General features: G+C 37.8%; 18 protein-coding genes. 4 read left to right on the forward strand and 14 right to left on the reverse strand.

Features of this window, described 5'->3' with window-relative positions:
• Window positions 1-131: 131 nt before the first annotated feature.
• From ACMGDK_RS08010 to ACMGDK_RS08070, 13 genes are all read right to left on the reverse strand, one after another.
• Window positions 132-1133: a transporter gene (locus ACMGDK_RS08010; RefSeq protein ID WP_436807444.1), complete on the reverse strand. Its 1002-nt coding sequence runs from the start codon at window positions 1131-1133 to the stop codon at window positions 132-134.
• Window positions 1130-2176, reverse strand: coding sequence for a cytochrome-c peroxidase (locus ACMGDK_RS08015; RefSeq protein ID WP_436807445.1), 1047 nt, complete (start codon window positions 2174-2176; stop codon window positions 1130-1132). Before ACMGDK_RS08015 ends, ACMGDK_RS08010 begins: the two co-directional genes overlap by 4 nt.
• A complete protein-coding gene (locus ACMGDK_RS08020) occupies window positions 2169-2996 on the reverse strand; it encodes an MbnP family protein (protein ID WP_436807446.1) in 828 nt (275 codons plus the stop codon). Before ACMGDK_RS08020 ends, ACMGDK_RS08015 begins: the two co-directional genes overlap by 8 nt.
• Before the next feature lie 245 nt (window positions 2997-3241).
• On the reverse strand, window positions 3242-3610 hold the full coding sequence (locus ACMGDK_RS08025; RefSeq protein ID WP_436807447.1) for a hypothetical protein: 369 nt from the start codon (window positions 3608-3610) through the stop codon (window positions 3242-3244).
• Between the two features lie 2 nt (window positions 3611-3612).
• The gene (locus ACMGDK_RS08030; protein WP_436807448.1) at window positions 3613-4287 is read right to left on the reverse strand and encodes a superoxide dismutase; all 675 of its coding nucleotides are present in this window, start codon (window positions 4285-4287) and stop codon (window positions 3613-3615) included.
• Window positions 4288-4392: 105 nt separating this feature from the next.
• Window positions 4393-5076 carry an SCO family protein gene (locus ACMGDK_RS08035; protein ID WP_436807449.1) on the reverse strand — a complete coding sequence of 228 codons (684 nt, stop codon included), beginning with the start codon at window positions 5074-5076 and terminating at the stop codon, window positions 4393-4395.
• The gene (locus tag ACMGDK_RS08040; RefSeq protein ID WP_436807450.1) at window positions 5063-5338 is read right to left on the reverse strand and encodes a YHS domain-containing protein; all 276 of its coding nucleotides are present in this window, start codon (window positions 5336-5338) and stop codon (window positions 5063-5065) included. The genes ACMGDK_RS08035 and ACMGDK_RS08040 overlap by 14 nt, the downstream gene beginning before the upstream one ends.
• 156 nt (window positions 5339-5494) lie before the next feature.
• Window positions 5495-5857: a hypothetical protein gene (locus tag ACMGDK_RS08045; protein ID WP_436807451.1), complete on the reverse strand. Its 363-nt coding sequence runs from the start codon at window positions 5855-5857 to the stop codon at window positions 5495-5497.
• 279 nt (window positions 5858-6136) lie between these two features.
• Window positions 6137-8101 carry a heavy metal translocating P-type ATPase gene (locus ACMGDK_RS08050; protein ID WP_436807452.1) on the reverse strand — a complete coding sequence of 655 codons (1965 nt, stop codon included), beginning with the start codon at window positions 8099-8101 and terminating at the stop codon, window positions 6137-6139.
• 44 nt (window positions 8102-8145) lie between these two features.
• Complete coding sequence (locus ACMGDK_RS08055) at window positions 8146-8565, reverse strand: Fur family transcriptional regulator (RefSeq protein WP_436807453.1); 420 nt, start codon at window positions 8563-8565, stop codon at window positions 8146-8148.
• 172 nt (window positions 8566-8737) lie between these two features.
• The gene (locus tag ACMGDK_RS08060; RefSeq protein WP_436807454.1) at window positions 8738-9988 is read right to left on the reverse strand and encodes an efflux RND transporter periplasmic adaptor subunit; all 1251 of its coding nucleotides are present in this window, start codon (window positions 9986-9988) and stop codon (window positions 8738-8740) included.
• A gap of 1 nt (window position 9989) precedes the next feature.
• Complete coding sequence (locus ACMGDK_RS08065; protein ID WP_436807455.1) at window positions 9990-14351, reverse strand: CusA/CzcA family heavy metal efflux RND transporter; 4362 nt, start codon at window positions 14349-14351, stop codon at window positions 9990-9992.
• Between the two features lie 135 nt (window positions 14352-14486).
• Complete coding sequence (locus ACMGDK_RS08070; RefSeq protein ID WP_436807456.1) at window positions 14487-14810, reverse strand: DUF6660 family protein; 324 nt, start codon at window positions 14808-14810, stop codon at window positions 14487-14489.
• Window positions 14811-15143: 333 nt separating this feature from the next.
• On the opposite strand from ACMGDK_RS08070, the gene ACMGDK_RS08075 reads away from it, so the two are divergent.
• From ACMGDK_RS08075 to ACMGDK_RS08090, 4 genes are all read left to right on the forward strand, one after another.
• A complete protein-coding gene (locus ACMGDK_RS08075; RefSeq protein WP_436807457.1) occupies window positions 15144-15947 on the forward strand; it encodes a cell wall anchor protein in 804 nt (267 codons plus the stop codon).
• 4 nt (window positions 15948-15951) lie between these two features.
• Complete coding sequence (locus tag ACMGDK_RS08080; protein WP_436807458.1) at window positions 15952-16428, forward strand: T9SS type A sorting domain-containing protein; 477 nt, start codon at window positions 15952-15954, stop codon at window positions 16426-16428.
• A gap of 100 nt (window positions 16429-16528) precedes the next feature.
• Window positions 16529-23284 (forward strand): RHS repeat-associated core domain-containing protein, encoded by a 6756-nt coding sequence (locus ACMGDK_RS08085; RefSeq protein ID WP_436807459.1) that lies wholly within the window; start codon window positions 16529-16531, stop codon window positions 23282-23284.
• 5 nt (window positions 23285-23289) lie between these two features.
• The gene (locus tag ACMGDK_RS08090) at window positions 23290-23676 is read left to right on the forward strand and encodes a hypothetical protein (protein WP_436807460.1); all 387 of its coding nucleotides are present in this window, start codon (window positions 23290-23292) and stop codon (window positions 23674-23676) included.
• A gap of 141 nt (window positions 23677-23817) precedes the next feature.
• On the opposite strand, the gene ACMGDK_RS08095 is transcribed toward ACMGDK_RS08090, so the two are convergent.
• Window positions 23818-25311: a RagB/SusD family nutrient uptake outer membrane protein gene (locus tag ACMGDK_RS08095; protein ID WP_436807461.1), complete on the reverse strand. Its 1494-nt coding sequence runs from the start codon at window positions 25309-25311 to the stop codon at window positions 23818-23820.
• Window positions 25312-25317: the final 6 nt, after the last annotated feature.

Here is a 25317-nt window from a genome sequence, read left to right on the forward strand (position 1 = left end):
TAATTCTCAATACGATGAAAAACAGCAGATAGATTAGAAGATGTATGAAAACCGGTGGCTTCGGGAGCCTCAGCCACCGGTTTTTAGAAATTACAATAAATTATAAAATTGATTTGTATTGTAATGAACATTCAAGAACCCTGACTTGGTGGCTGAGGGTCCGAAGCCACCATGATATTAAATTCCAAAATTGATAAAAACACTGAACCTGGATTTTGCTTCAATATCACTCCTGCCAAATTAGAATATGCAGGCAACATGACTTCACCACCCAGACTGAACTTTTTATACGAAGCCTCGAAACCGAGTTTTCCATATAAAGCACTTCCGGCTGTGTTAGGCAATGCCTCATCAAACTGTTTGTTTTGATCATAGACTTCACCCTGAAGTCCAGCCTTGGCAGAGAAAATGGTCTTTTCATTTCCTGCAAGCTGATAAAAACCTGTTGCAGCGTAATTCCACTGGTTTCCAAAACGGTAATTCTTTTTGTTTTCGGTTTTTACCGTGTAATCTGTGTTGATCAGTACAGCCAGTTTATTCTTTTGAAACTTATAGTTTAAAGCAGCCTGATAATCCCAGCTTCCCGTTCCCAGCTGAAAACTTGGATTGACGCCGGAAGCCCCTTTTTCATCAAATTTTCCCAAAGGAATTTTCACCCCTAAACCTCCGTTGAACTGATGAAAATTATCTTTGGAACTGATGATCCGGTAGATTCCCATCAAGTTCAGATCTCCGATACCATTAATGTTGATATCACCCTGCATGGTTCTCTTCTCATGAAAATGAAATGGCAGGCTGGCGTATACACTCAGCTTTTCTGTCAATGGAATTTTTCCCCAAACCTGCAGGGTATTGAAATACTGATCCTGTGTAAGATCTTTTACAAAAAGGTTTTCTTTGGCTTTATAATGCTGGACAAAATATTTGATCCCGATAAACTGCGGGTTCAGCAAAGACTCAAAACCGGAAGATCCGTTTCCTGCCGCACAGCCGCAAGCATCACAGTCATCAAATACAATACTGTTTATAGGATCTGCGATATACAGGCTGTCGTTGATTGTTTTAGCCTGAGAAACCCATGATAGTGTCAGGCTCAGTATAAAAATTATTTTTCTCATGTTCATGATGCTCATTCTGCAAATTTTGGATTAGAAATAAAGTTTTGATCGGATAAGGTTTTTAAAAAGGCGATGATCAACTGCTTTTCCTGCGCATTCATAGCAATTCCGACATGTCCGTTCTGTTTCAGCTGCGGATCCAGATTGGGATTGTCTTCCACACTATCGGAATAGAAATTAAGAACCGCGCTCAGCGTGTAAAATCTTCCGTCATGCATATACGGTGCAGTATATTCCACATTTCTGAGGCTCGGTACCCGGAATTTCATCCAGTCGTTCTGATCAAGAGTTACGCGATGACGTCCTGCATCTTTGAACTGGACATTAAAATACATCCCTGTATTCCTGAAGCTTTCATCCGTGAAAAATTCTCCGCTATGGCAGGAAGCACACTTCTGGCTAAAAAGGGCCATTCCCTGAGATTCCTCAGAGGTGAAGTTTTCTTTTCCCTGTTTAACTCTGTCGTATTTAGAATCTGCGGAAATCATGCTTATCATAAACTGTGACAAAGCCTTCAATACTCTTTCACCGGTTATGTTTTCGTCACCATAAGCTTCTATGAAAAGCTTTTTATACTTCGGATCATTTTTTAATTTAGAAATTACTTCAGGCATGGAGCTGTCCATTTCATTGGCATCCGTGATCGGAATGATCGGCTGTTCGTTCAGATTATGAATCACGCCGTCCCACATATACCTTTTCAGGAATGCCATGTTCTGAATGGGTGGTGCATTACGGATTCCAATTCTGTCATCAACACCATGGCTCACCGTATGACCATGATGCGTGAAAGCATTTTCCTGAATATGACAGAAACCACATGATATGGTGTTATTTCTGGAAAGTCTTCCTTCATAAAATAAATTTCGCCCCAGCTCTACTCCATTTTTCGTCACCGGATTGCCGGATGCATCGAAAGTCATTTCAGGAAAGTACGATGGAAACTGCAATGAATACGCCTCATCTTTTTCCAGCGGCTGCAGTACCTCATCTGAACAGGACAAACAGCTCAGAAAAGTAATGACCAGCAGCATTGTTTTTAATAAAATCCTAATCATTATGAACATGATCTACTTTAAACATCGCGGTAAGATTATTGGTAACATCCACCAAATGCTGGCTTGAACCCATCATCATATTGTTTTCTGTGGTAAGGGAAAGCGTTTTGCTTCCGCTCAGGAACTGATTAAGATCTACAAGAATGTGGATGGAAGGTCTTATCTGAGCTGTTACTCTGGCGGTTACCGGAAGATTCAACGTAATTTCCCGGTAAAGATCCGGAGTATTATTAGCCGTTACATTTCCCATGTTTCCGGTGTGATTCATAAATTCCGTATCTGCAGAAGCAATTCCATATTTTCCTTCCAGTTTTACAAAAACGTAACCGGCTGCCCATGACCACGACATTCCTTTCTGCTTGGCTTTTGTCCAGAACTCTGCCTGACCGTTTTGCCCCAACAGATAAGCCTTCTGACTGATCCCAAGTCCGAATTTTACTTTTTTGTAATTGTTTTTCGGAATTCCGTTCAGATCGAGATAAACAACTCCCGCAACGGCATCGGCCTGATCTACGATGAAAGCTCCTTTATCAGGATTATTTTCATTGTATTTGAATTCATTTCCGCTTTCGTCAATCAGCGTGATGTTACTGATGACATATTTTACTGCGGAGAAATTATGTTTCTGCCCGGCGGCTGAAGTTTGTACCGTTTGGTTGAGTACTATATTTCCCAGATTATTGAATCCGTTTTCAAATTTGATCTGAAGATTTCCGGTTGAAGTATCCTGCGGATCGTCATCATCGCTGTTTTGGCATGATGACAAAGTGAATAAACTAAAGGCAATAAAGAATAATGACAAAAATTTATAAATTTTCATTTTTGATTTTTTAAGTTGAAATTTTGAAATAGAAATGCTTTTGAATGCGTGAACATTCATTTTTTTTAACCACAAAAGTTTTTTGACACTTCAGTTATTTAAAGTGTATTGAAAACTGCATAGAAGAACAATTAAGCTTTTTAAAATCTTCGCTTTTACATACTTAACTTTAAAATAATATGTGTTGCAAATTGCTTAAGAAAATCCTTTATGTTCTTTGTGGTTGATAAAGATTAAAATTGAACTTAAAAAACTGGTGGTTTGAAAATAGGTTTGAGATACAGAAAAGAATAGGCTGTTTCGTAGAGAAAATTAAAATTTGCAGTAAGGAATTTTTCTGTATTTTGAATAGAAGTAATTTCAGGAAGTGTACAAATATCAAGAACTTTCTGTCCTGAATTTTTGGTTTTGTTTAAAGGTGAAGAATCAGAATTATTCGTTTTTGCGAGTTCTTTGCTCAGGTAGCATTTTCCGTTACAGTGAAGCTCCGGCTTGCTTTTATTGATGCAGAGAACGGTGGAAATATAATCATAATTTACAGCATACTCCATCAGTGGGATCAGAGGTCTGAACGCCATATAAAGAGTGAGGAATATGCTGCAAATTAAGTTCATCTTTATTTTTTGCTTATTGCATCATCATATCTTTTGCTTACCTCTTTCCAGTTAAGCACATTCCAGATGGCAGTAAGATAATCTGCTCTTTTGTTCTGATATTTCAAGTAATAAGCGTGTTCCCAAACATCAATTCCCAGAATTGGTGTTCCTTTTTCTTCCACTACATCCATTAAAGGATTATCCTGGTTAGGTGTAGAAGAGACGAATAGTTTTCCACTCTTATCCACAGAAAGCCATGCCCATCCAGAACCGAAACGGTCAGCACCCGCTTTGCTGATTTTTTCTTTGAAGGCATCCATACTTCCGAAAGTTTCTGTAATTGCCTTAGCCAGTTTTTCAGAAGGCTGTGTATTTTTTACTGGAGTAAGAACGGTCCAGAAAAGCTCGTGGTTGTAATGTCCACCTGCATTGTTTCTTACTGCCGGAGTCAATGTAGAAACACTGGAAAGGATCTGGAACAAAGTCTGTTTTTCCTGTGGTGTTCCGGCAATCGCTTTATTCAAGTTGGCAACATAGGCTGCAGCATGCTTTGAATAGTGAATTTCCATCGTTTGTGCATCTACCGAACCTTCCAGTGCATTGTATGCATAAGGAAGCGGTGTCTGCTTAAACTGCGCAAAAGCGAACTGTGCGGCAAATACGGCACTTAAAGCTGCTATTTTCAAAATCTTCATAATGTTTTGTTTTTATGGTTTAACAATATTTCTTTATTTATGGAAAGGAAGATATTTCATCTGAATGAAGCTCCAGCCTATGCCTTCTATCTTTCTTTCCGTACTTTATTTCAATAATTTCTTAATATCCTCGATTAATATTTCCCGGTCAGGATGGTATTTCCCGCTAAGTTTCGGAGTCTTTCCTTCCGGATCTTCATAATTCAGTCCGGAGTAATACAGGATCGGCATATTGTCCTTATTGTATCTGCAACGAATATTTCCTTCTTTATCTACCAAAGCGATCATTCCGCTGTGGTTAAGGCTTTCGCTGTCGTCTTCCTTATCTCCTACATAGATATTGAACTGGTCTGCCAATTTTCCGATATAATCTCTGTTTCCGGTAAGAAAATGCCAGTCCGGAGATTTTGCGCCTACGCTTTTAGCATGTGCTTTCAATGCAGCAGGTGTATCATTTTCCGGATCTATACTTATTGAAATGATCCCGAATTCAGGACTGTTCACCTCATCTTCAATAAATCTCATATTACGGTTCATCATAGGGCAAATCGTAGGACATCTGCTAAAGAAAAACTCTACCAGATATACTTTTCCCAGCATATCTTTATTGGTGATCTTTTTATTATTCTGGTCGGTGAGTTCAAAATCGGGAACCTTCATTACGGTGTACAGGTTCTTCTTGAAATATCCCATTCCTACACCTATTCCCAGAAACAAAAGAGCGAAAATTGCAATCGGAATAATCACTTTTCTCTTTGCTCCGTTTTTGGTCTTATTATTTTTGGGCATATTTCTCAGGATTTTTTTTGAAATCGTCCTTACATAGACTACTGCAAAAACCGTACGTTTTATTTTTATAGACTACCGTATCTTTCATATCATCTTCTGTTTTCATGTGACAGATGGGATCTTCTGCATTGGCAAATTTTACTTTCTTAGTCGTCGATTTTGAAGACGCAGTGCTCTTTTTATGCTTTACTTTAGGGATTTCCTGGCCACAGGCGAATAATGAAACTGACAATAATGCAGTCAAAATAATTTTTGATTTCATTTTAATGGTAAATTGAAATTGATAGTATTATGAATGTGTGAATTAATTTTTAATGCAAAGCTAACCTCCATTTCTACTGCAGATTGTTAAAAAAAACACCATTAAGCAATAAAAATCCGAGGATATTTTGAGAAAAAACTAAAAGAATAGTTGAAATTAGGCTAAAGGAGGATGAAATATTCTTGAAAAGTATTCCGAAGTATGATCAATATTATAATCTGAATGTATAGCCTCATCTTCAGGCTCAAATTCTTTCTGGCCTAAAAATGAAAGGATATCGTGGGAAACAAAAACATCCAGAACAGATATTTTGATGACCTGGGAATTGTTGGATTGCTTTTCTGTTTTCGCCAGTTCTTTGCTTACATAGCACTTTCCTTTACACGTGGACTGAGGAATATTTCTGTTCTCACAGAGATTTTTTACAATATAATCATAGTTCACGGCATAGTTCACCAATGGCAAAACAGGGCGTAGTGCAATGGTAAAAATGATGAATATGGAAATAAAAAGTCTCAATGATCAGTTCTGTTCTACAAATATACTACTCAAATTGGGTTTATGTATTATTTATGATGAATGTCATTGATTATTTTGGTTGAGAGATGTTAGGAATCAGGGAAAATAAACCTTCTTATAATTGTGATGATTTTTCTTTCGCAGATTCTAGGGATTTCGCAGATTTTTTGCTGTAATAAAAACCTTATAGGTTTTGAAAGCCTATAAGGTTGGGTTGTATTTATTTTTAACAGGTTTGTTTTAATTTAAAAAAAAAATCTATCATGAGCTACCTGCTACCTAACTAAACTTCATCCTCTGGATCCTCACTGCATTTAAAATCGCCAGCATTGCTACACCTACATCTGCGAATACAGCTTCCCACATGGTTGCTAAACCTCCGGCTCCAAGTGCCAAGACTACAGCTTTTACCGCAAAGGCTAAAACAATATTCTGCCATACGATCTTTTTGGTCTGTTTACCTATATTGATTGCCATTGGGATTTTGCTGGGTTTATCATCCTGGATAACGACATCTGCGGTTTCAATTGTGGCATCGCTTCCGAGGCCGCCCATGGCAATTCCTACGTCGCTGAGGGCAACTACCGGAGCATCATTCACTCCATCGCCAACAAAGGCTACGGTTTGATTTTTTGCTTTGATTTCTTTTACTTTATTCACCTTGTCTTCCGGTAAGAGATCTCCAAAAGCACTGTCGATGCCCAGTTGGTCTGCCACATATTTCACAACGGTACTTTTATCACCGCTGAGCATGGTTGCTTTTACACCCATTCTGTGCAGGTTGTCAACCGTTTCTCTGGCATCGCTTTTTATACTGTCTGCAATGGTAATGTAGCCTGCAAACTTTTGATCATAAGCTATGGCAATGAGCGTGTACACAATATTAGCATGATTAGTATCGTAGCTGATATTGAATTTATCCATCAACTTAAAATTACCAACCAACAATTCTTTTCCATTGACTGACGCTTTTAAGCCATGTCCTGCAATTTCTTCCACATTTTCCAGGGGAATAGAATGATCAATCTCTCCTGCATAGTTATGGATTGCTGTAGCCACAGGGTGTGTACTTTTACTTTCCAGGAGATTGACTAGTTTCAGAATCTCTTCTTTATTGAATTCAGGCTGAATGTTTACTTCCTGTACTTTGAATACGCCTTCAGTCATGGTTCCGGTTTTATCCATCACCACATTCTGGATTTCTGCAATGCTGTCCAAGAAATTACTTCCTTTAAATAAAATCCCGTTTCTGCTCGCAGCTCCAATTCCTCCGAAATATCCCAGCGGAATGGAAATCACCAATGCACAAGGACATGAGATCACCAGGAAGATCAGGGCTCTGTACAACCAGTCTCTGAACTGATAATCACTGACAAAAAAGTAAGGCAGAAGACAGATTCCTATGGCAAGAAATACAACAATCGGTGTGTATACTTTTGCGAATTTCCTGATGAATAGTTCGGTCGGGGCTTTTTGTGCGGTCGCGTTTTGAACCAGTTCCAGAATTTTACTCAGCTTGCTGTCTTCGTAAGCGGTATTTACTTTTACGAGAGCAATGCTGTTCATATTGATCATCCCGGCCAGTACGGTCTCACCTTTTGTCTTAGTATCCGGTTTACTTTCACCTGTGAGCGCTGCGGTATTGAATGATGCTGATTCAGTCATCAGTTCACCGTCAAGTGCCAGCTTTTCTCCGGGCTTCAGCTGAATGATATCTCCTATTTTGGTTTCTTTGGCTTTAATAGTCTTTGGCTGGCTGGCTTCCATGATTGTTACCTCATCAGGACGCTGATCCAGCAAGGCTTTGATGTTTCCTTTGGCTCTTGAAACGGCCATTCCCTGGAATACTTCTCCTACGGAATAGAAAAGCATTACGGCAACACCTTCGGGATATTCCCCGATCACAAATGCGCCTACTGTAGCGATTCCCATCAGGAAAAATTCGGAGAATACATCTCCCTTGATGATGCTTTCATAGGCTTCCTTTAAGACCGGAAGACCTACGGGAGCATAGGCCGCCAGATACCAGACCAAACGTACCCAACCTGTAAACCATTCTGTTTTTATATAATTGTCCAATGCTATTCCTACCAGCAACAGCACGAAAGAGATGATGGCAGGAAGAAACATCTGAAAAGGTGTTTTGTCTCCTGTGTCGTGAGAGTGATCATGCCCATCTCCTTCCGAATGATCATGTGTATGCTGTTCTTTCTTTTTGGGTTTTGTACTGCAACATTCTTCCATAAATACTATTTTGATGTAAAATTAAGGTTATACTCAATGCAATACTATTGCAAACTTTCAAGGCAGTTTTCGCAGATTCCTTTGGCAAAAAGTCTTATTTCATCGATTCTGAAATTGGACTGTATATTTTCAGGAAAGGAAATATCTTCCCTGCAGGTCGTCTGTTTACATATTTTGCAGTAAAAATGCAGATGCCAGTCTTTGTGGGTTTTCTCATCGCAGCCGTCATCACATAATTTATATTTTGTAGTGATATTTTCCTGTATGCTGTGGACAATTCCTTTTTCTTCGAATGTTTTCAATGTGCGGTAAATCGTTGTCCTGTCCGCATTATCAAAATGACTTTCCACTTCAGAAAGGGACAGTGCAGCTTCCTGTGTACTCAAAAAATCATACACCAGGATTCTCATGCTCGTAGGCTTGGTATTTTTATCGATAAGTTTGGTTTCTATATCTTTTTTCATTTACAATTAATTTTTAAGATGTACTCTTGCACCGACTATCTTTCATAATGTTTAGAAATACAGCATGTTGTATCTCTGACTCCTGAACTGTACCGTAAATACCCCTAATTTAGGCATAAAAATCGGTAGTTCTTCAGGCCAGTTTCTATAAATCAATGATCATTTCCTTATTTTAATGCTCATGCCCGCCGGAATTGGAAAGTTTAGCATTAACGAAAAAAGCTCCCTTCACTACAATTCTGGCGTCACCAGGAATTCCTTTGACAGGTGTAATGGCTGTATAGCCCATGTCTGATGTTCCTTTTATCACTTCTACCTTTTCAAAATTCAAAGTTTTTTGATGTTGTGCGGGTTCTCCTTTTTCATTTTTGTAGCTGTTTCCGGCTTCTTCTTCATGTTCCTCTGGTTTTTTATCTGTACGGATAAAGACGTAGTATTTTCCGTCTGCTTCTACAATGGCTTCATTAGGAACAGCAGGCGTTGTATTTTTATCAAGACTTACAATTCCGGTGATATTCATGCCGTCGATCAGACCTGCTTTATTACCCGTCACCGTGCCATGTACAGAAACAGTTTTGCTTTCGTTTTCAAAAGAAGATCCTACACTGTAAACCATAGCATCATATTCCGTTTCAGGATTATTGGTCAGCTTGAAATGCACAATCTGCCCTACTCTCATTTTGGGAAGATCTTTTTCAAAAACCTGGAGGTCAAGATGGATAGAATTATTGTCAATAATCTCTGCCACAGGTGATGAAACATCTACAAAGCTTCCAATCTGTGCTGAAATACTGCTTACGGTTCCGCTAATGGGAGCTGTAATGACCAATCCTGATCTCATATTGCCATTATTCACTTTTCCCGGGCTGATTCCCATCATCTGAAGCTGTCTCAGAAGGGAAGCTTTTTTCGTTCTCAGGGTTTTAAGCTCTGCATCTGAACTCTGCAGGTTTTTCTTTGCGCCAGCATCATTGTCAAAAAGCTCCCGCTGTCTTCTGTATTCTTGCTCTGCATAGGTAATTCTGCTGTTCGTCGTCAGATATTCTTCCTGTAACTGGATAAATTCAGGATTGGCGATGGTTGCGATCACCTGTCCTTTTTTTACGATGCTTCCTACCTGTACATTCAGGGTTTTGATTACTCCGCCGTACAAAGAAGTGATGGTGGCTTTATTATTATTGGGAACTCTCAGAAGTCCGTTGGCTTTGACAGTGGACGTAAGTTCCTTCATTTCTATGGGGCCTAAAGTTATTCCGACCGATTTGATCTGTTCTTCCGTTAATGAAGCGATAGTCTGCGGTGCTTCTTCATGACCGGTTTCAGTTTTTTCTTCGGTTTTTTCTGCCGGCATTTCTTTTTTCCCGCAGCTTAAAAGTAAAAGTGCCGTGACGGTCAGAGATATGATATTGTGCTTTATTTTCATGTTATTTATTGATGATTGAGTTAATGGTAACTACAGATTGATTGACCTGCTGAATGGATTCTAAATATTTCAACTGAATATTGGTGGCGGTCTGCAGGGCAAAAAGATATTCTACATAAGAGATTTCTCCTGTTTTGTAGCCTAACTGGGCTGCTTTGACAATTTTTTCCGCGTTCGGAATAGCCTGATTTACATAATATTCATACTGCTGTATATCCTGCTGATACTGTCCGAAAGCATTTTCGAGCTGTGTAGAAAGTTGCTTCTGCTGCATTTTTGCATTGGTTTCAGCGGCGTATTTTTCATATTCCAGAGACTGCATTCTTGCTTTTGTTGCTCCAAACGTCAAAGGAATGGCAACGCCTACAGAAAATGAATTGAAACGATCACCGGCATTATAGAATTTCTCCTGTCCGTTTTTGGTGTGTAAACCAATCAGCGACTGGCTCGTCAGACCAAGGCTGAATTCAGGAAGTCCCTGTGATTTTTCCACATTTTTGTTTTTTTCGGCTATTTCCATTTCATGATAAAAAGCTTTGACCGTAGGATTGTTGGCCACCGATGAACTGTCCAGAATATTTTCCGTCTTCAAAGGTTCATAGTCGCTTTTAAACGGAACTTCGAAATTCTCGGACGTATTCAGTAATGTCTTTAGATTTTTATAGGCATTATTTAAATACACCTCATTCTGTTTCAGCAGTAGGCTGATTTCTCCTTTTTGGGTTTCTGCTGTGTTAATTTCAATCTTCTTGATATCTCCCGCTTTAAATCTTACCGTTGCAATCCTGATAAAATCCTGATAAAGGCTGTCAAGATCTTTCAGCTTAAATTTATTGTACTGAAGATATTCGATCTGATAATAATACGTTCTTACCTGTTTTGTCAGTTCGTTCGCCGAAACTTCTTTATCGATCTGTCTGCTTTTTATATTTTCAGTAATTAATTCTCTCCTCGCCTTAAACAGCGTAGGAAAAGGAATGCTCTGCGAAATGGCAAATGACTGGTCAAATTTTGGACTGTTGTACTGTCCCAGCTGGGCTTCAAAATTTAATTTGGGAAGTTCTTTTGCCGTTCCTTTCAAAGCTTCAGCAGATTTTATATTCAGATCTTTTGATTTCAAAACCAGATTATTTTCGGCGGCTATTTCTACCGCCTGATCTACGGAAATTGGTCTGGTCTGCGCGTTGAACGTCTGTCCGAACATCAGAAATCCAAGAACAACAAGTGTTGTGATTGGCTTAATTCTATTCATCTTTCGTGGAATCTTTGAATTAAAAATAATATAGAGCATCGGCAGAACAAATAAAGTAAGGAATGTAGCGGTTACCAATCCTCCGATGACTACGGTTGCCAAAGGTTTCTGTACCTCAGCTCCAACTCCAGTGGAAATCGCCATCGGCAGGAATCCTAGTGAAGCTACCGTTGCAGTCATCAGAACGGGTCTTAGTCTGGTTTTTGTTCCTTCATATACTCTTTTCAGTACATCCGTTTCGCCCTCTTTTTCAAGTTGGTTAAAGGTTCCGATCAAAACAATTCCGTTAAGAACTGCGACTCCGAAAAGGGCAATAAACCCGATTCCGGCACTGATACTGAACGGCATATCTCTTAAAAGAAGGGCAAATACACCTCCGATGGCACTCATCGGAATTGCCGTAAAGATCAATGCAGCCTGCTTAAACGAGTGGAAGGTAAAATAGAGCAGCATAAAGATCAGAAACAGGGAAACCGGAACTGCGATCATCAGACGCTTGCTGGCTTCCTGTAAATTTTCAAACTGTCCGCCATAGGTAAAATAATATCCGGAAGGTAACTTGATCTGTTTATCTAATTTCGCCTGAATATCTTTCACTACGCTTTGCACATCGCGGTCTTTTACATTGAAACCGATCACGATTCTTCTTTTTCCTTCTTCACGGCTGATCTGTGCCGGACCCAGTTTATAGCTGACATTGGCTACCTGGGAAAGCGGAATCTGTGCTCCGGTTCCTGTCGCAATCATTAAATTATTCACATCATCAATATTCGTTCTGTGAAGGCTGTCGAGACGTACTACAAGATCAAAACGTCTTTCGTTTTCAAACACCTGCCCGGCTGATTTTCCGGCAAAGGCTGCACTTACGGCATTGTTTACGTCTTCTATATTTAAACCATAATTGGCCATTCTCGTTCTGTCGTATTCTACGTTGATTTGGGGAAGTCCGCTTATTCTTTCAATCTGCGGAGGCGTTGCGCCATCAACGGTCTGGATGATCTTTCCTACTTTATCTGCATAAATAGCCAGCGAATCCAGGTTTTCACCGAAAATTTTAACGGCAACATCCTGTCTGATCCCTGTCATCAGCTCGTTAAAACGCATCTGTATCGGCTGGTTCTTTTCAAAAAACACACCGGGAATGGTTTCTAATTTCTCACTGATCTCATCGGCAAGTTCTGTGTATGATTTTTTTGATTTCCATTCTTTTTGTGGTTTTAAAACAACAATCAGGTCGGTGGCTTCGGGAGGCATTGGATCGGTAGGAACCTCAGCGGAACCTGTTTTTCCAACAACCATTTTCACCTCATCAAACTGTTTGATAAGTCTTGAAGCCTGCATGGAGGTTTCGATACTCTGGCTAAGTGAACTTCCCTGCGGCAGAATACAGTGGAATGCATAATCTCCTTCCTGCAGCTGCGGAATAAATTCGCCACCCATATTTTTGAAAATAAAAGCACTGATGACGAAGATGAAAATCGTGGCTGACACAATGATATATTTTACTTTAACTGCTTTCTGCAACATCGGCTGATAGATCTTCTGCAGGAAGTTCATCATCTTATCTGAAAAGGTTTCTTTATGCGAAATCTTTTTGGACAAGAACAAGGCACTCATCATTGGAATATAGGTCAGTGAAAGGATCAATGCTCCTAAAATGGCAAATCCAACTGTTTTAGCCATTGGCGTAAACATTTTCCCTTCTACTCCGGCCAGTGTGAGGATCGGAATGTAAACGATAAGGATAATGATCTCCCCGAAAGCGGCACTGCTTCTGATTTTTGATGCGGAAAGGAAAACTTCCTCGTCCATTTCACTTTGGGTAAGGTTTCGTACAGATTTCCTTACGCCGAGATGGTGTAAAGTAGCTTCCACAATGATCACGGCGCCATCTACAATCAATCCGAAATCTATGGCTCCAAGGCTCATCAAATTGGCACTGACTCCAAAAACATTCATCATTCCCAAAGCAAAAAGAAGGGATAATGGAATGGCTGAAGCTACGATAAGCCCTGCTCGAAGATTTCCTAGGAAAACTACCAATACGAAAATAACGATTAATGCACCTTCAATCAGATTTTTTTCTACAGTATTGATTGCTCTTCCGACAAGATCTGTTCTGTCTAAGAAGGGCTCTATCACCACATCATCAGGAAGGGATTTCTGAATGGTTGGAATTTTAGCTTTAATAAGACTGACAACCTCATTACTGTTGGCCCCTTTCAGCATCATGACCACACCGCCTACTGCATCCACTTTTCCGTTGTAGGTCAATGCTCCGTAACGCACAGCGCTTCCAAGACGTACATCTGCAACGTCTTTTATAAAAATCGGAACGCTGCCTGTTTCGTTTTTAACCGAAATATTTTTAATGTCCTCCAATGAGGTTACAAATCCGATTCCACGGATGAAATAGGCATTCGGTTTTTTGTCTATATAAGCTCCACCGGTATTCTGGTTGTTTTTTTCTAAGGCTGTAAAGATATCGGAAATGCTTACGCCCATTGCTTTAAGGCGGTCTGGATTAACACCGACTTCATATTGTTTCAATTCTCCTCCGAAACTGTTGATTTCCGCAACACCGGGCGTACCGTTCAGCTGTCTGCGGACAATCCAGTCCTGCATGGTACGGAGTTCTTTAGCGGAATATTTCTTTTCGCTGCCTTTTTTCGGGTGGAGAATATACTGATACACTTCCCCAAGGCCCGTACTTACAGGCGCCAGTTCCGGCGTTCCCACTCCTTTTGGGATTTCTTCAACGGCTAGCTTCAGCTGTTCATTGATCAGCTGTCTGGCAAAATAAATGTCTACATTTTCTTTGAATACCACAGTGATCACGGAAAGTCCGAATCTTGAAATACTTCTGGTTTCCTGAATATCCGGAACATTGGCAATACTCTGCTCTATGGGAAAGGTAACAAGCTGCTCCACTTCCTGCCCCGCAAGTGTAGGACATGCGGTGATGATCTGTACCTGATTGTTGGTAATATCAGGAACCGCATCTATGGGTAGCCTTGTAGCACTCCATACTCCCCAGATAATGAGAAGCAGGGTCATGATACCCACTACCACCTTGTTTTTGATACTGAATTTTATGATTTTATCTAACACGATCTGTATTTAATTTTTTATTGGTAATAACTGCATACGACGATAATGCCGTTGCAAAAATATCACGGAGACCTCTGCAATGGTATTGCAAAGTTCAATAGATAGAAAGCCTGACTTTCTAATAATCAATAAAAATTAAATCTTAGGAGGTTGCCAGATATGGTCGTACATCTGGTAAGCAAAATTGTTTTTCTGGAAAAGAATTTTCTTTGAAAAGTAAGCCTGAACATGGCTCTGAATTTCCAATAAAGGATCCATTTTAAAAGAAGACACCGTCATTTGACAGCAGCTGCATGTACACAATGGTGAGCAGATATCTCCTTTATCTTTTGAATGGGATTCCTGAATATTGAAAGATAGTTTGATTTCTGAAGGCCCTGCAGGACGCTGCACATCTTCGCAAGGCACCAGTGACAATGCCATGAAATAGAATGCAAGTATCCATCTTAACAGGTTCATATAGACAAAGGTAAAGCTTTTTTCTAAATGGGAAGTTACTGTGAGTATTTAATATTCTTGACATTTAATGATTTTTAGGAAAAAAATCACTGATAAACAATGCCCACAATCAGAATTCATTTATTTCTATTGTGATTAATATTTTTTCATCAAATTGAGATTGCGATATCATATATCCTCTTTAGATGATTTATATCATTATTAACTGTTTTTCATGTATATATTATTTACTTTTGCAAAAACCACAGCTTCTTTACTTAAAAAATCTACAACCCTCAGTCACTTATCTAGTGAATATTACATTACCATTTTTGAAAACCAATTATAAAAATTATGAAACAGTCTTTATTATTTATTTTAAGCCTTTCGGCTTCTTCTTTATTTGCACAGAGCTGGAATACAACGGGTAATTCAGGAACTAACCCTTCCAATAGCTTTCTGGGAACAACAGATAATCAACCTCTAGTTCTGAAAACTAATAACAAGGAAGCTATGCGTATACTTCCTGATGGAAAAATATACGTAGGGATAAATGATCCAGGAGGAAGCGGTGAAGCATTTGTAAGAGTCTATAAGGCAGATAATCCTGCTTTCGAAATTGCCAGCTCACTTGGCTCATTCCAGATCACTAAATCTACTTGTGACGGATGCTGGGGAGGACTTACCGGTGACACGGTCCTTAGAAATAAAGGAAATACGCATAATATTATTCTTTCAATGCCCAATAATAACAATGACGGAAAATATTATATTGGTGTTCAAGACCATGCTAATGGGACCTGGATAAAATTCTTCAATAATGCCATTGCAAGATTTGACGGTAAAATTTTTGCGAAAGAAATTGAAGTAAAAGCAAATGTATGGGCAGATTATGTATTCAAAAAAGACTATAAACTGAATACTTTGGAAGAAGTAGAAAACCATATTCAAAAGAATGGACACCTTCCTAATATTCCATCAGAAAAAGAGATTCTCAAAAATGGCATCAACGTAGCTGAAATGAACGCTAAGCTTCTTGAAAAAATTGAGGAACTTACTCTATATTCTATTGAGCAGAATAAAAAGCTAAAAGCTCAATCTGAAAAGGTAGAGAAGATGGAGAAACAACTGGAAAAACTTCTTTCTGAAAAAAAATAAACACATGAAAAAAAAATTACTTTCTTTTTCCTCCCTGATGATAGGATTTTTAGGGTTTTCACAAACTGAGGTCTATTTCAAATATGACGAAGCCGGAAATCAAAGATACAGAGGCCCTAATGTTGCAGGAAAAACAGCTCCCACTGAAACAGCAAAACAAGAAACCAAAACAGTAGCTGCCCTGCAACAGCAACAAGCTCCTGCCATGGATGAAAAAACTTTCCTGAAACAGATCAGGCTTTACCCTGTACCCGTTAATGACTTTCTTACCATCGACTGGACTGAAGAAGCAGATGATCTTATAGAATCCGTTTCACTGTATCAGCACAGTACGATACATTGGAAATTCCAACAGCAGAATATTCCGGGATTGAACCGTCAGTTGAAGATTAACATGACGGGGTATGACTGGGGCGTTTATATTCTTCATTTTACTCTGAAAGACGGAAGAGTCTTCAGCAGAAATGTTACCAAACGATAGGTTTCTGGATTAAAGATTGATACATTGAAAAATTAAAATTTACCAATGCTATTGATTTTCTTTATTAACAACAATTCATTATAATTATTATACAATAAAAATGAAATTTATTTTATCATTTATACTGTCCTTATGTTCAGTTTTGGGCTTTTCACAGACCATACTCTACCAGGCAGAAAATACATCACGAACGGTACAGGATCCACAGACCGTCGTTTTGGCGCAGGGATTTCATGCAACATCAAATGTATCCAATCCTTTTGTTGCTAAAATTGGACCAAGTACAGAAAATCCGGGAGGAGGCCCTGTAGATTCTAATGCGGGAGCGAATAATCCCTCTTATACAGTAGAAACAGACATGGGTAACTTCCATGACACCAAAGGAAATATAGAAGTAACTAATGGTGGGCAGTTGCAGTTTACCTTGCCAATAGCTTTGCCACCTGCAATAAAAAGTGTTGCCCCACAGATAGATCTCATTTATACAAGCGGTGCAGGAAACGGAATCGCTGGATATGGATGGAATTTTTCGGGTATAACATCTATTTCAAGAACAGGAAAAACGATAGAAAAGGATGGTATATTAAAAGGACTACAGCTTGATTACTCAGACTATTATAGTTTCAATGGTCAAAGACTCGTTCTGAAGACTGGAGAATATGGAAAAGATGGAGCTGAATATGTAACAGAAAAATACTCTAACACTAAAATCAAATCATTAGGAAGTATTAGTGGAAAAAATTGGCAAGGACCTGAGTATTGGGAAATAACCTTCGAAGACGGTTCTATGGCATGGTATGGTTCTATAGCTCCAGGAGAAAGCTTTGCAAGAACTCCTTTAGAATATAATATTGTAAAATGGAAAGATAAAAAAGGAAACTACATTACATACAATTATCTTCAAAATAATAATATAAGTGTTATTTCCTCAATAGAATGGGGAGGTAATCAAACTTTAAACAAACCTCATTTCAATGAGATAAAGTTTGATTATCAACAAAGAAGTCTTACGGAAACCTCATATATAAAAGGAGAATTATTCATTCAAGGAAAAAGATTAAGTGATATTACTGTAAATGCTAGTAAAATTCTTTTCAAAAAATATACCGTTAACTATTCTATTGATCCAGCAATTTCTAAATATGATTTTGTACAAAGTATAACAGAAAGAACTGCTAATAATCAATTCCCAGGTAGTTACAGAATTGCAAACCCAGTCAAATTTCTAAAACCTCCTGTTAATCAGATTGCTAATAAACAAGAGCTAAATGCAAATTTAATTTCGCAAAATCAAAAACTAGGTGATTTTGATGGTGATGGAAGAGTAGATTTACTCTACTATAATACAGGAAGCCCTGGTTATTATGAATGCCTAGAGACCGATGATTACGGAAATTGCCAAAGTCAAGGAAATTATATCGAACCAACTTCAGGAGGAACCTACATAGTATTTAATAAACTAGATGGAGGATTTACCCCGGTAAAGGTTTCTGATGAAAATTTGAGTGGCGGAACAATTGCAGGCGGAATACTTGACAATGAAAATAAAATTTCTTCCAGCCAGGGAATTATCACTTACAAGGAAACTAATGATCCTTTGCCCAATAAAAAACTTGTTTTCAAAGCGTACGTATTAAAGAATAATATCTTAACCCTAGTTAAGCAAAAAGAGATTCCGGCTAACCTTTATGATAGAACAGGAACTTATCCTCCAAACCCAGGATTATTTGAAGGCTATGAGGATATAAGCACATCTTTAGGATCAGTAAAGGAAATAGATTTAAATGGTGATAGGATTTCTGAACTTGCTTTCTCAGTAGCAAATAACAGATGTACAACTTCCTATATTTATTCTGGCGGCCAGAACCAGATCCCTACTATGGAAACCAACTGTGATGTCTATTATCAGAATTATACTATTGATCTTTTCTCGGAAAATAATTCCAATCAGATCACAGAAATAGGTATTGGTAAAGATCTTGCCACCATCGATATTTTAGATATTGATGGTGATGGTAAATCAGATTTTATTGATAAAGGAAATGGATATTTTTATATATTACTAAAAGGCGGTAACCCAGCAGGCAATACACCCTTAGTTAATTTCAATGGAGAAAAGGAAGGTCTTGTATATGGTGATTTAAATGGTGACGGAAAAGTAGATTTTGCAGTTCCAGAAAAAGATGTTGAAGAGACAACTAACTGGAGGTTGTATATCAATAAAGGAAATGATAACTTTAAAGAACAGTATATAAGTAATTTCCTAACATACAGGAAAAGTCCATATGTCAGTGATTCGGGCCGCAGAAGGCAAATAATTTATAATAATTTTGCTAAAGATGTAAATGGTGATGGAAAGGATGATTTCATTAATATAAAATCTGAAACTTATAGAAAACATGACCTTGGCGCAAATAGAGATTCAAGCTTCGGCTTAAAAGTCAAAGTGAATGAGGGCAGTGACTCAGCAGGGACTATCATTTTTAGAGAGAGCTATAATGATAATTTTGAATCTACCAGTGATGCTCATTTTGTTCCTATTAATATTTCAGCAAGGGTACACAATATTGACAGGTTTATTATGATCAAGCATGGAGATACTTCCTTATTTACTTATGATTATTTTAACCTGCCACAAAAATATGCTGTCAGCAGTATTACTCAGGGAGAGGTAAGCATCTCTGTTTCATATAATGATTTAGATTCAGGAAATAATAATACATCTGCTTTTTATCAGTCAGATAACAATGCTACTTATCCTTATTCAAACATAAAAAATATTTCCTCAAAATCTGTTGTTACACAACTTCTGCAAGGAAGCAGAAAACAAGATTTCAGATATCGTGATTTAATAGCAAATTTTCATGGAAGAGGAATAATTGGATTCCGCCAGATAGCCCGATCATCATGGTATACTGATGAACTTATTAACTCAAAGGTTTGGTCAGGTTCAGAAATTCATCCTACCGAAGGACTTCCTGTCAAAGAATGGTCTATTAAGACAACTGACCCTGCTAAAGCCATCCCTCTTGATATTTCTGAAAATAACACTCAGCTTTTATCATTTAAGTCAACCAAATATAAGATAGACAAATTATTAAATGGGCAAGTCATTACTAATATTCAGCAAAGTGACCAGCCTAAAATTGTAACTGCTATTGTACCGGAAACTACTAAAAGTAAAGACTTCTTAACCAATACTGTTACAAATAATACCATCACTTATGGTGATTATTACCTCCCCGCACAAGCTGTATCTACATTTAATGGAAATTATGCGATCAACACTTCCTTATTTGAGTATACCCATAATCCATCAGGTATTGGATCTGACTATTATATTGGCCGTCCAAAGTTAAAAAATGATATTGTTCAGGCCTATGGCGACACTAAATCCGCAAAGGAAGAATATAGTTATGAAAATAATCTTTTAAAAACGCTTAAAACATGGAACAGAGATAATACAGGCTATCTACTTGAAACCTATAATTATGACGGTTTTGGAAATATAACCCAAAAGATAATCAGTAACAGTATTGATTCACAAACACAGACAAGTACCAACCAATATGATCCAAAAGGTAGGTTTGTCGTAAATAAAGTTGATAATTTAGGACTAGAGACTAAGATTGAGTATAATGACTTTGGACAGGTTTTAAAACAAACTGATCCCTTAGGCAATATTTTGATTAATACTTATGATGAATGGGGAAAATTAATGAAGTCCAAAACAAATATCGGAGGTACAACAACTTATGTGTATGCCCGTGAATCATTTGGATATACCAAAGTCACCGAATACACTCCCGATGGAAATGAAAAAACAACTTTTACAAACTCAATAGGGCAAAATTACAGAACAACCGTAAAAGGTTTTGAAAGAGATAAATTTGTAAGCCAAGGATTTACTTATGATGATATTGGAAGAAAGCGTGGTGAAACTGAGCCTTACTTTGGAAGTTATCCCTCACTGGGTAATCTGATCACTTATGATGATTCTATATTTCCGGCAAAAGCAAAAGCAGTATTATTCAATGGTAAGGAAATAGAAACAAGCGTTTCAGGAAATACTACAACAATAAGAGAGATTAATAATTACAATAAAACAACATCTAAAACAACAGATGCATTAGGTAATGTAATTTCAAGTACAGATAAGGGAGGCACAATTCTTTTCACTTACAATGCTGCCGGGGAGCAAATCAAGGCTCAATATGCCGAAAACGTAGTTACAACAAAATATGATTCATGGGGCAGAAAGTCAGAAATCCATGACCCTTCTAATGGCACTTATAAATATGAATATACTGGCTTTGGATTAATCAAAAAAATAACCAGTCCTAAAGGGACCAAAGAATATACTTACAATAGTGTAGGTCAGCTTATATCTCAAAAAGAAATTTCTACCACTGATGCCGGTCAGGCTACTGATAAGAATATTTCTTATACTTACGACAATAAAGGAAGAGTAATTTCCCGATCAGGAACTTCAAAAGGAAAAGCATACAGCTCGGCTATTTCCTTTGATCCACAAGGACGAGTTTTGTCTACATCCGAAAGCAGTAATGGTAAATATTTCATCCAGAAAGGGATTACGTATGATGATAAAAATAGAGTTATTTCTTATGAAAAAAACCTCTATTCTTCCGGTGTCCTGACCAAAATAAATATAGAGAATATTTACAGTACCTGGAACGGACAACTTTACCAGATAAAAGATAAAAATTCAGGAAAATTACTTTGGGAGCTCAATGAAACCAATGAAAAGGGACAGGTTATCCGGGCAAAGCTGGGAGCAACAGATATTAACAATAGGTACGACAGTGCTGGTTTCCTGGCAGAAATAAAACATAGTTCACCAATTAATTCAAGTCTTTTAAATATCCTCTATAAGTTTGATGCTATTAAAAATGAACTAAACAGCAGAACTACAGGAGGAGACTTCAATATTACGGAAGCCTTCGATTATGATGACAACAACAGACTAGTAAACTGGACCAATCCTGTAAATGGAATTAAGCCATTAGCCAACCGAAATATATATGATGCTAAAGGAAGAATTTTAGAGAATGATCAGGTAGGAAAAATTAAATTTGATAATTCAGCGAAGATCTATCAGCCAACAGGAATGACCCTTAATGCTGCAGGAACACAGAATTACAATAATGACCTTATCCAAAGCATTGCTTATAATGAAAATAATGACCCTGTCTTTATTAACGGTGAAAAAGGGGATGTAGCCTTTCAGTACGGACTCACCAACATGAGACAGAAAGTAAGCTACGGTGGAAATTTTGATCCCGATCAGGAAGGTAAATTCACCAAATACTACAGCGAAGATGGAAGCTTTGAAGTTCTTAAAGATAATATAACCGGAAAAGAAAAACATATTCTTTATATTGGCGGAACACCATACGAAAGTAATATTGTTTATTTAAAGAACTTTACTGAAACCAGTGGTTCATATAAGTTCCTTCACAAAGATTATTTAGGAAGTATTTTGGCTATCAGTGATGAAGCCGGAAATAAATTAGAACAGAGACATTATGATGCATGGGGAAATTTCACTCACCTTCAAATTGGAACCGGAGCAATTGTCACTGATAAAAATATTATTGATAATACTTCGTTGTTAATAGATAGAGGATACACCAGCCATGAGCATTTTGCTGAAGTTGGTATTATTCACATGAACGGTAGATTATACGACCCTTTATTAAGAAGATTTTTAAATGCAGATGAGAATATTCAGGAACCGTACAATACTCAAAACTATAACAAGTATGGCTACGTACTGAACAATCCTTTAATGTACAATGATCCAAGTGGAGAAATTTTTGGTCTTGGTGAATTTTTATCGGCCGTTATTATTGGTGCAATCATTGGAGCAGCAGCCTACTCAATTGGAGTTTTAGTATCTGGCGATTACTGGAATATAGGAAATTTCCTAAAATCCACCATATTTGGGGCTGTTTCAGGAGCCGTCACTTTTGGTATAGGCCAGCTCTTTCAGCCGGCATTGCAAGTAGCGCAGGCTGCGAAAGGCTTTTCCGGATTTATGATGGAAGCCGGGCTAAGTGTTGCACAGGCAGGTTTACATGGTTATGCTCAGGGAATATTATCTTTAATGCAGGGTGGAACTTTTGAACAGGCTTTTGTAGCAGGAGCATTAGGAAGTTTGGGAGCATCAGCTTTTAAGGCCGTAGCTGGTAGTTTTTCGCAAAGTGGTGTTGGAACAATACTTTTTGGTGCTGTTTCAGGAGGTGTTGGCTCAGAACTTTCAGGAGGTAACTTTTGGGAAGGAGCATTAATCGGGGGTATTGTTGCTGGGTTAAATCACGCGATGCATTCTGGGGATATGGAACCTGATAATGGTTACGATGAAAATGGCAAGAAAATAAATGATGTTGGTGGGGATAAGACAGATTATATTCTACAAAAAACTCAATTTGGAGGAAAAGATGTTTACGTAATATTAGAAAGCACAGATGTAAAACATACTTATGGGCCGTACGGAAATCAAGAAGGTTATGGATATAGAATGCACAATCAGTTACAAAGCCCCGCATTGTATGATCCAAGTTTTGATATTATGTCAAATTACGTTGGAGGAGCAGCTCTAAATAGATTTATTTCTGGAGCGAAATTTATGTATAGTACAAAAGTAGGAGGCCAATTTAGTTTAGGTTATTTAGACAAACCAACTAAATTTATGATTAGATTTGAAAAACATAGTTTGCCTAAAATTGGAGGAGGAAGAGGATATCCAGTACATTTTAATATTGAAAAAATGGGAAGCTTCAATAAACATATTTTTCCAAATATTAAAGATTGGGGGAAATATAAAGTTAAATAGATAATATGGAAAATTTTATTGAAAGAAAATTTAAGTATCTTGAACGAATAGAATACCGATTTAATGAAAATGACAATTTAGATAAATCCTCAATTTATTTAGAAAAAGAAACTAATGAAAATCTTCTTGTGATAGACTTGAAAAAAGACTCTATTAAAATTCAGTTTAACCTTAACGAAAATTATTTTTTTGAAAGTATCGAAGAAATATTTGAAAACTTTTTTAAAGGAAATTATTTTATAAAACTTTATAGTAATAATGAAGACTTATTGTATTCTAAATTAATATGGAAAAAAAAAGAAATGAGAAAATATAATTTTCGAACAAAATATGGTTTTTTGCGTTGTAAAAAAATAAATAAAATAGAAAATATCCAGGGGGTAGCCTGGTAAAAATAAAATATATCAGCTATTAATTTAGTTTCTTTATATGACAATCTAATCACAGGCTGCCTGATTTACAGGCAGTCTTTTTATTACCACAAAAAAACCACCGCAAAAACGATGGCTAAAAAAAATCAAATCTAAATAAAACTACAAATTCGGATTATTCTCCACCTCCTTCTGCGGAATATTGAACAAATAATATCTACTGTTCGGTGCAAAAGCAGACTGATCCGGGAAATTAAAAACAGAATGCCCTCTTCCGTTCACTGTTTTCACTGTTCCATCAGGAGTGGTAATCTGTACTTTTATCGGTTGGCCGCTGGCATCTACATAAGGCTTTCTCACTATAGTTCCCTGTGTTCTGATAATATCTGAAAGAGAGAATCCTTCCCCGAAAAGTTCTTTTCTTCTTTCAATCAGGATTTCTTTTACTACCTCATCCTGGGCAAGAGATCCAGTGTAAGGATTGGCATTTCTAGCTGTTTTCATTTCATTTAAAACTGTAACGGCATTGGTAATATTTCCGTTTCTTGCCTCTGCTTCAGCTTCGATCAGGTACATTTCTGCGGCTCTCATCAGTACAATATCTGCGATAAGTCCTGTTTTAAATTTAAACTTGGAATACCTTAACAGCCCTTCCCTGCCCGGCAGACCATCCCACTGAAACAGCTGGGACCTGATGTCATTTGTATCAAACAGATCTTTGAAAAACGGATCTGCCATAAAGCTGTAATAATAACTTCCCGAAGACGATACATCAAGATAGTGGAAAGCATAGCTCGCTCCCGACTGTTCCTGAGTCTGTCCGTGTCCCCAGATCCATTCTCCGTTGTTAATGTCATTGAATCCCTCCTTATATTTTTCAGGCGACATTAATGGATAGCCTGCTCTGGCTATTTTTGCTGCAGCAGCAGCTTTGCTCCATTCTCCGGTATTCAGGTAGGTTCTAGCCAAAAGTCCGTTTACGACAGCTTTGTTGATCTTATCTTTGTTGTTTCGAGTATAATTAACCAGTAGATTATCCGCGTCTGTAAGATCACTTTTAATCAGGGTATAAATTTCTTCAAGACTTGCTTTTTTCTTCGGTACAGAACTGATTGTTGATGGCTCCGTATAAATCGGGGCCGTAAGAGCTGTTTTGTCTTTCAGGTAACTGAACTGGTAAAAGCTGGCCAAATTCAGATAACAGAAAGCACGCAATGCCTTAGCCTGTCCCTTTACCTGGTCTTTTTTCTCCTGGCTTCCTTCGGTCTGGTCAATACGAGTGATCACATTATTCATATTATTAATTGTTGAATATAATGTCGACCATATAAACTGCGGTCTGGAAGCTGTATTGTTGATCATTTCCGTAAAGGCATAGGCAGACGGAAACCCGTATTTATTGGTTAGAACCGCTACATCATTTCCCATAGCATCACTTGTTCTCAAAACCGTTGAATAACCAATATTTGCGTAAGTTGGCCCGTCATCATTCAATTTTGCCCAGGCACCATTGATCACCGTTTCTGCGCTTTCGGCCGTTTTGAAAACCTCTGCACCGTTAGCCTGATCTGTAGGAGCTGTTTCCAGTTCGTTTTCACAGCTTGTCAGTGACCATGCTGCGATCAGGGCAAAAGATATATATTTTAATTGTTTCATTGTTTC

Source organism: Chryseobacterium hilariae (assembly GCF_051400735.1).
Lineage (GTDB): Bacteria > Bacteroidota > Bacteroidia > Flavobacteriales > Weeksellaceae > Chryseobacterium.

Coding starts and splice junctions, on each gene's coding strand:
- ACMGDK_RS08075 (WP_436807457.1), top strand. CDS start 15,144: ATGAAACAGTCTTTATTATTTATTTTAAGCCTTTCGGCTTCTTCTTTA.
- ACMGDK_RS08050 (WP_436807452.1), bottom strand. CDS start 8,101: ATGGAAGAATGTTGCAGTACAAAACCCAAAAAGAAAGAACAGCATACA.
- ACMGDK_RS08025 (WP_436807447.1), bottom strand. CDS start 3,610: ATGAACTTAATTTGCAGCATATTCCTCACTCTTTATATGGCGTTCAGA.
- ACMGDK_RS08030 (WP_436807448.1), bottom strand. CDS start 4,287: ATGAAGATTTTGAAAATAGCAGCTTTAAGTGCCGTATTTGCCGCACAG.
- ACMGDK_RS08040 (WP_436807450.1), bottom strand. CDS start 5,338: ATGAAATCAAAAATTATTTTGACTGCATTATTGTCAGTTTCATTATTC.
- ACMGDK_RS08020 (WP_436807446.1), bottom strand. CDS start 2,996: ATGAAAATTTATAAATTTTTGTCATTATTCTTTATTGCCTTTAGTTTA.
- ACMGDK_RS08015 (WP_436807445.1), bottom strand. CDS start 2,176: ATGATTAGGATTTTATTAAAAACAATGCTGCTGGTCATTACTTTTCTG.
- ACMGDK_RS08095 (WP_436807461.1), bottom strand. CDS start 25,311: ATGAAACAATTAAAATATATATCTTTTGCCCTGATCGCAGCATGGTCA.
- ACMGDK_RS08085 (WP_436807459.1), top strand. CDS start 16,529: ATGAAATTTATTTTATCATTTATACTGTCCTTATGTTCAGTTTTGGGC.
- ACMGDK_RS08060 (WP_436807454.1), bottom strand. CDS start 9,988: ATGAAAATAAAGCACAATATCATATCTCTGACCGTCACGGCACTTTTA.
- ACMGDK_RS08055 (WP_436807453.1), bottom strand. CDS start 8,565: ATGAAAAAAGATATAGAAACCAAACTTATCGATAAAAATACCAAGCCT.
- ACMGDK_RS08080 (WP_436807458.1), top strand. CDS start 15,952: ATGAAAAAAAAATTACTTTCTTTTTCCTCCCTGATGATAGGATTTTTA.
- ACMGDK_RS08090 (WP_436807460.1), top strand. CDS start 23,290: ATGGAAAATTTTATTGAAAGAAAATTTAAGTATCTTGAACGAATAGAA.
- ACMGDK_RS08010 (WP_436807444.1), bottom strand. CDS start 1,133: ATGAGCATCATGAACATGAGAAAAATAATTTTTATACTGAGCCTGACA.
- ACMGDK_RS08035 (WP_436807449.1), bottom strand. CDS start 5,076: ATGCCCAAAAATAATAAGACCAAAAACGGAGCAAAGAGAAAAGTGATT.
- ACMGDK_RS08070 (WP_436807456.1), bottom strand. CDS start 14,810: ATGAACCTGTTAAGATGGATACTTGCATTCTATTTCATGGCATTGTCA.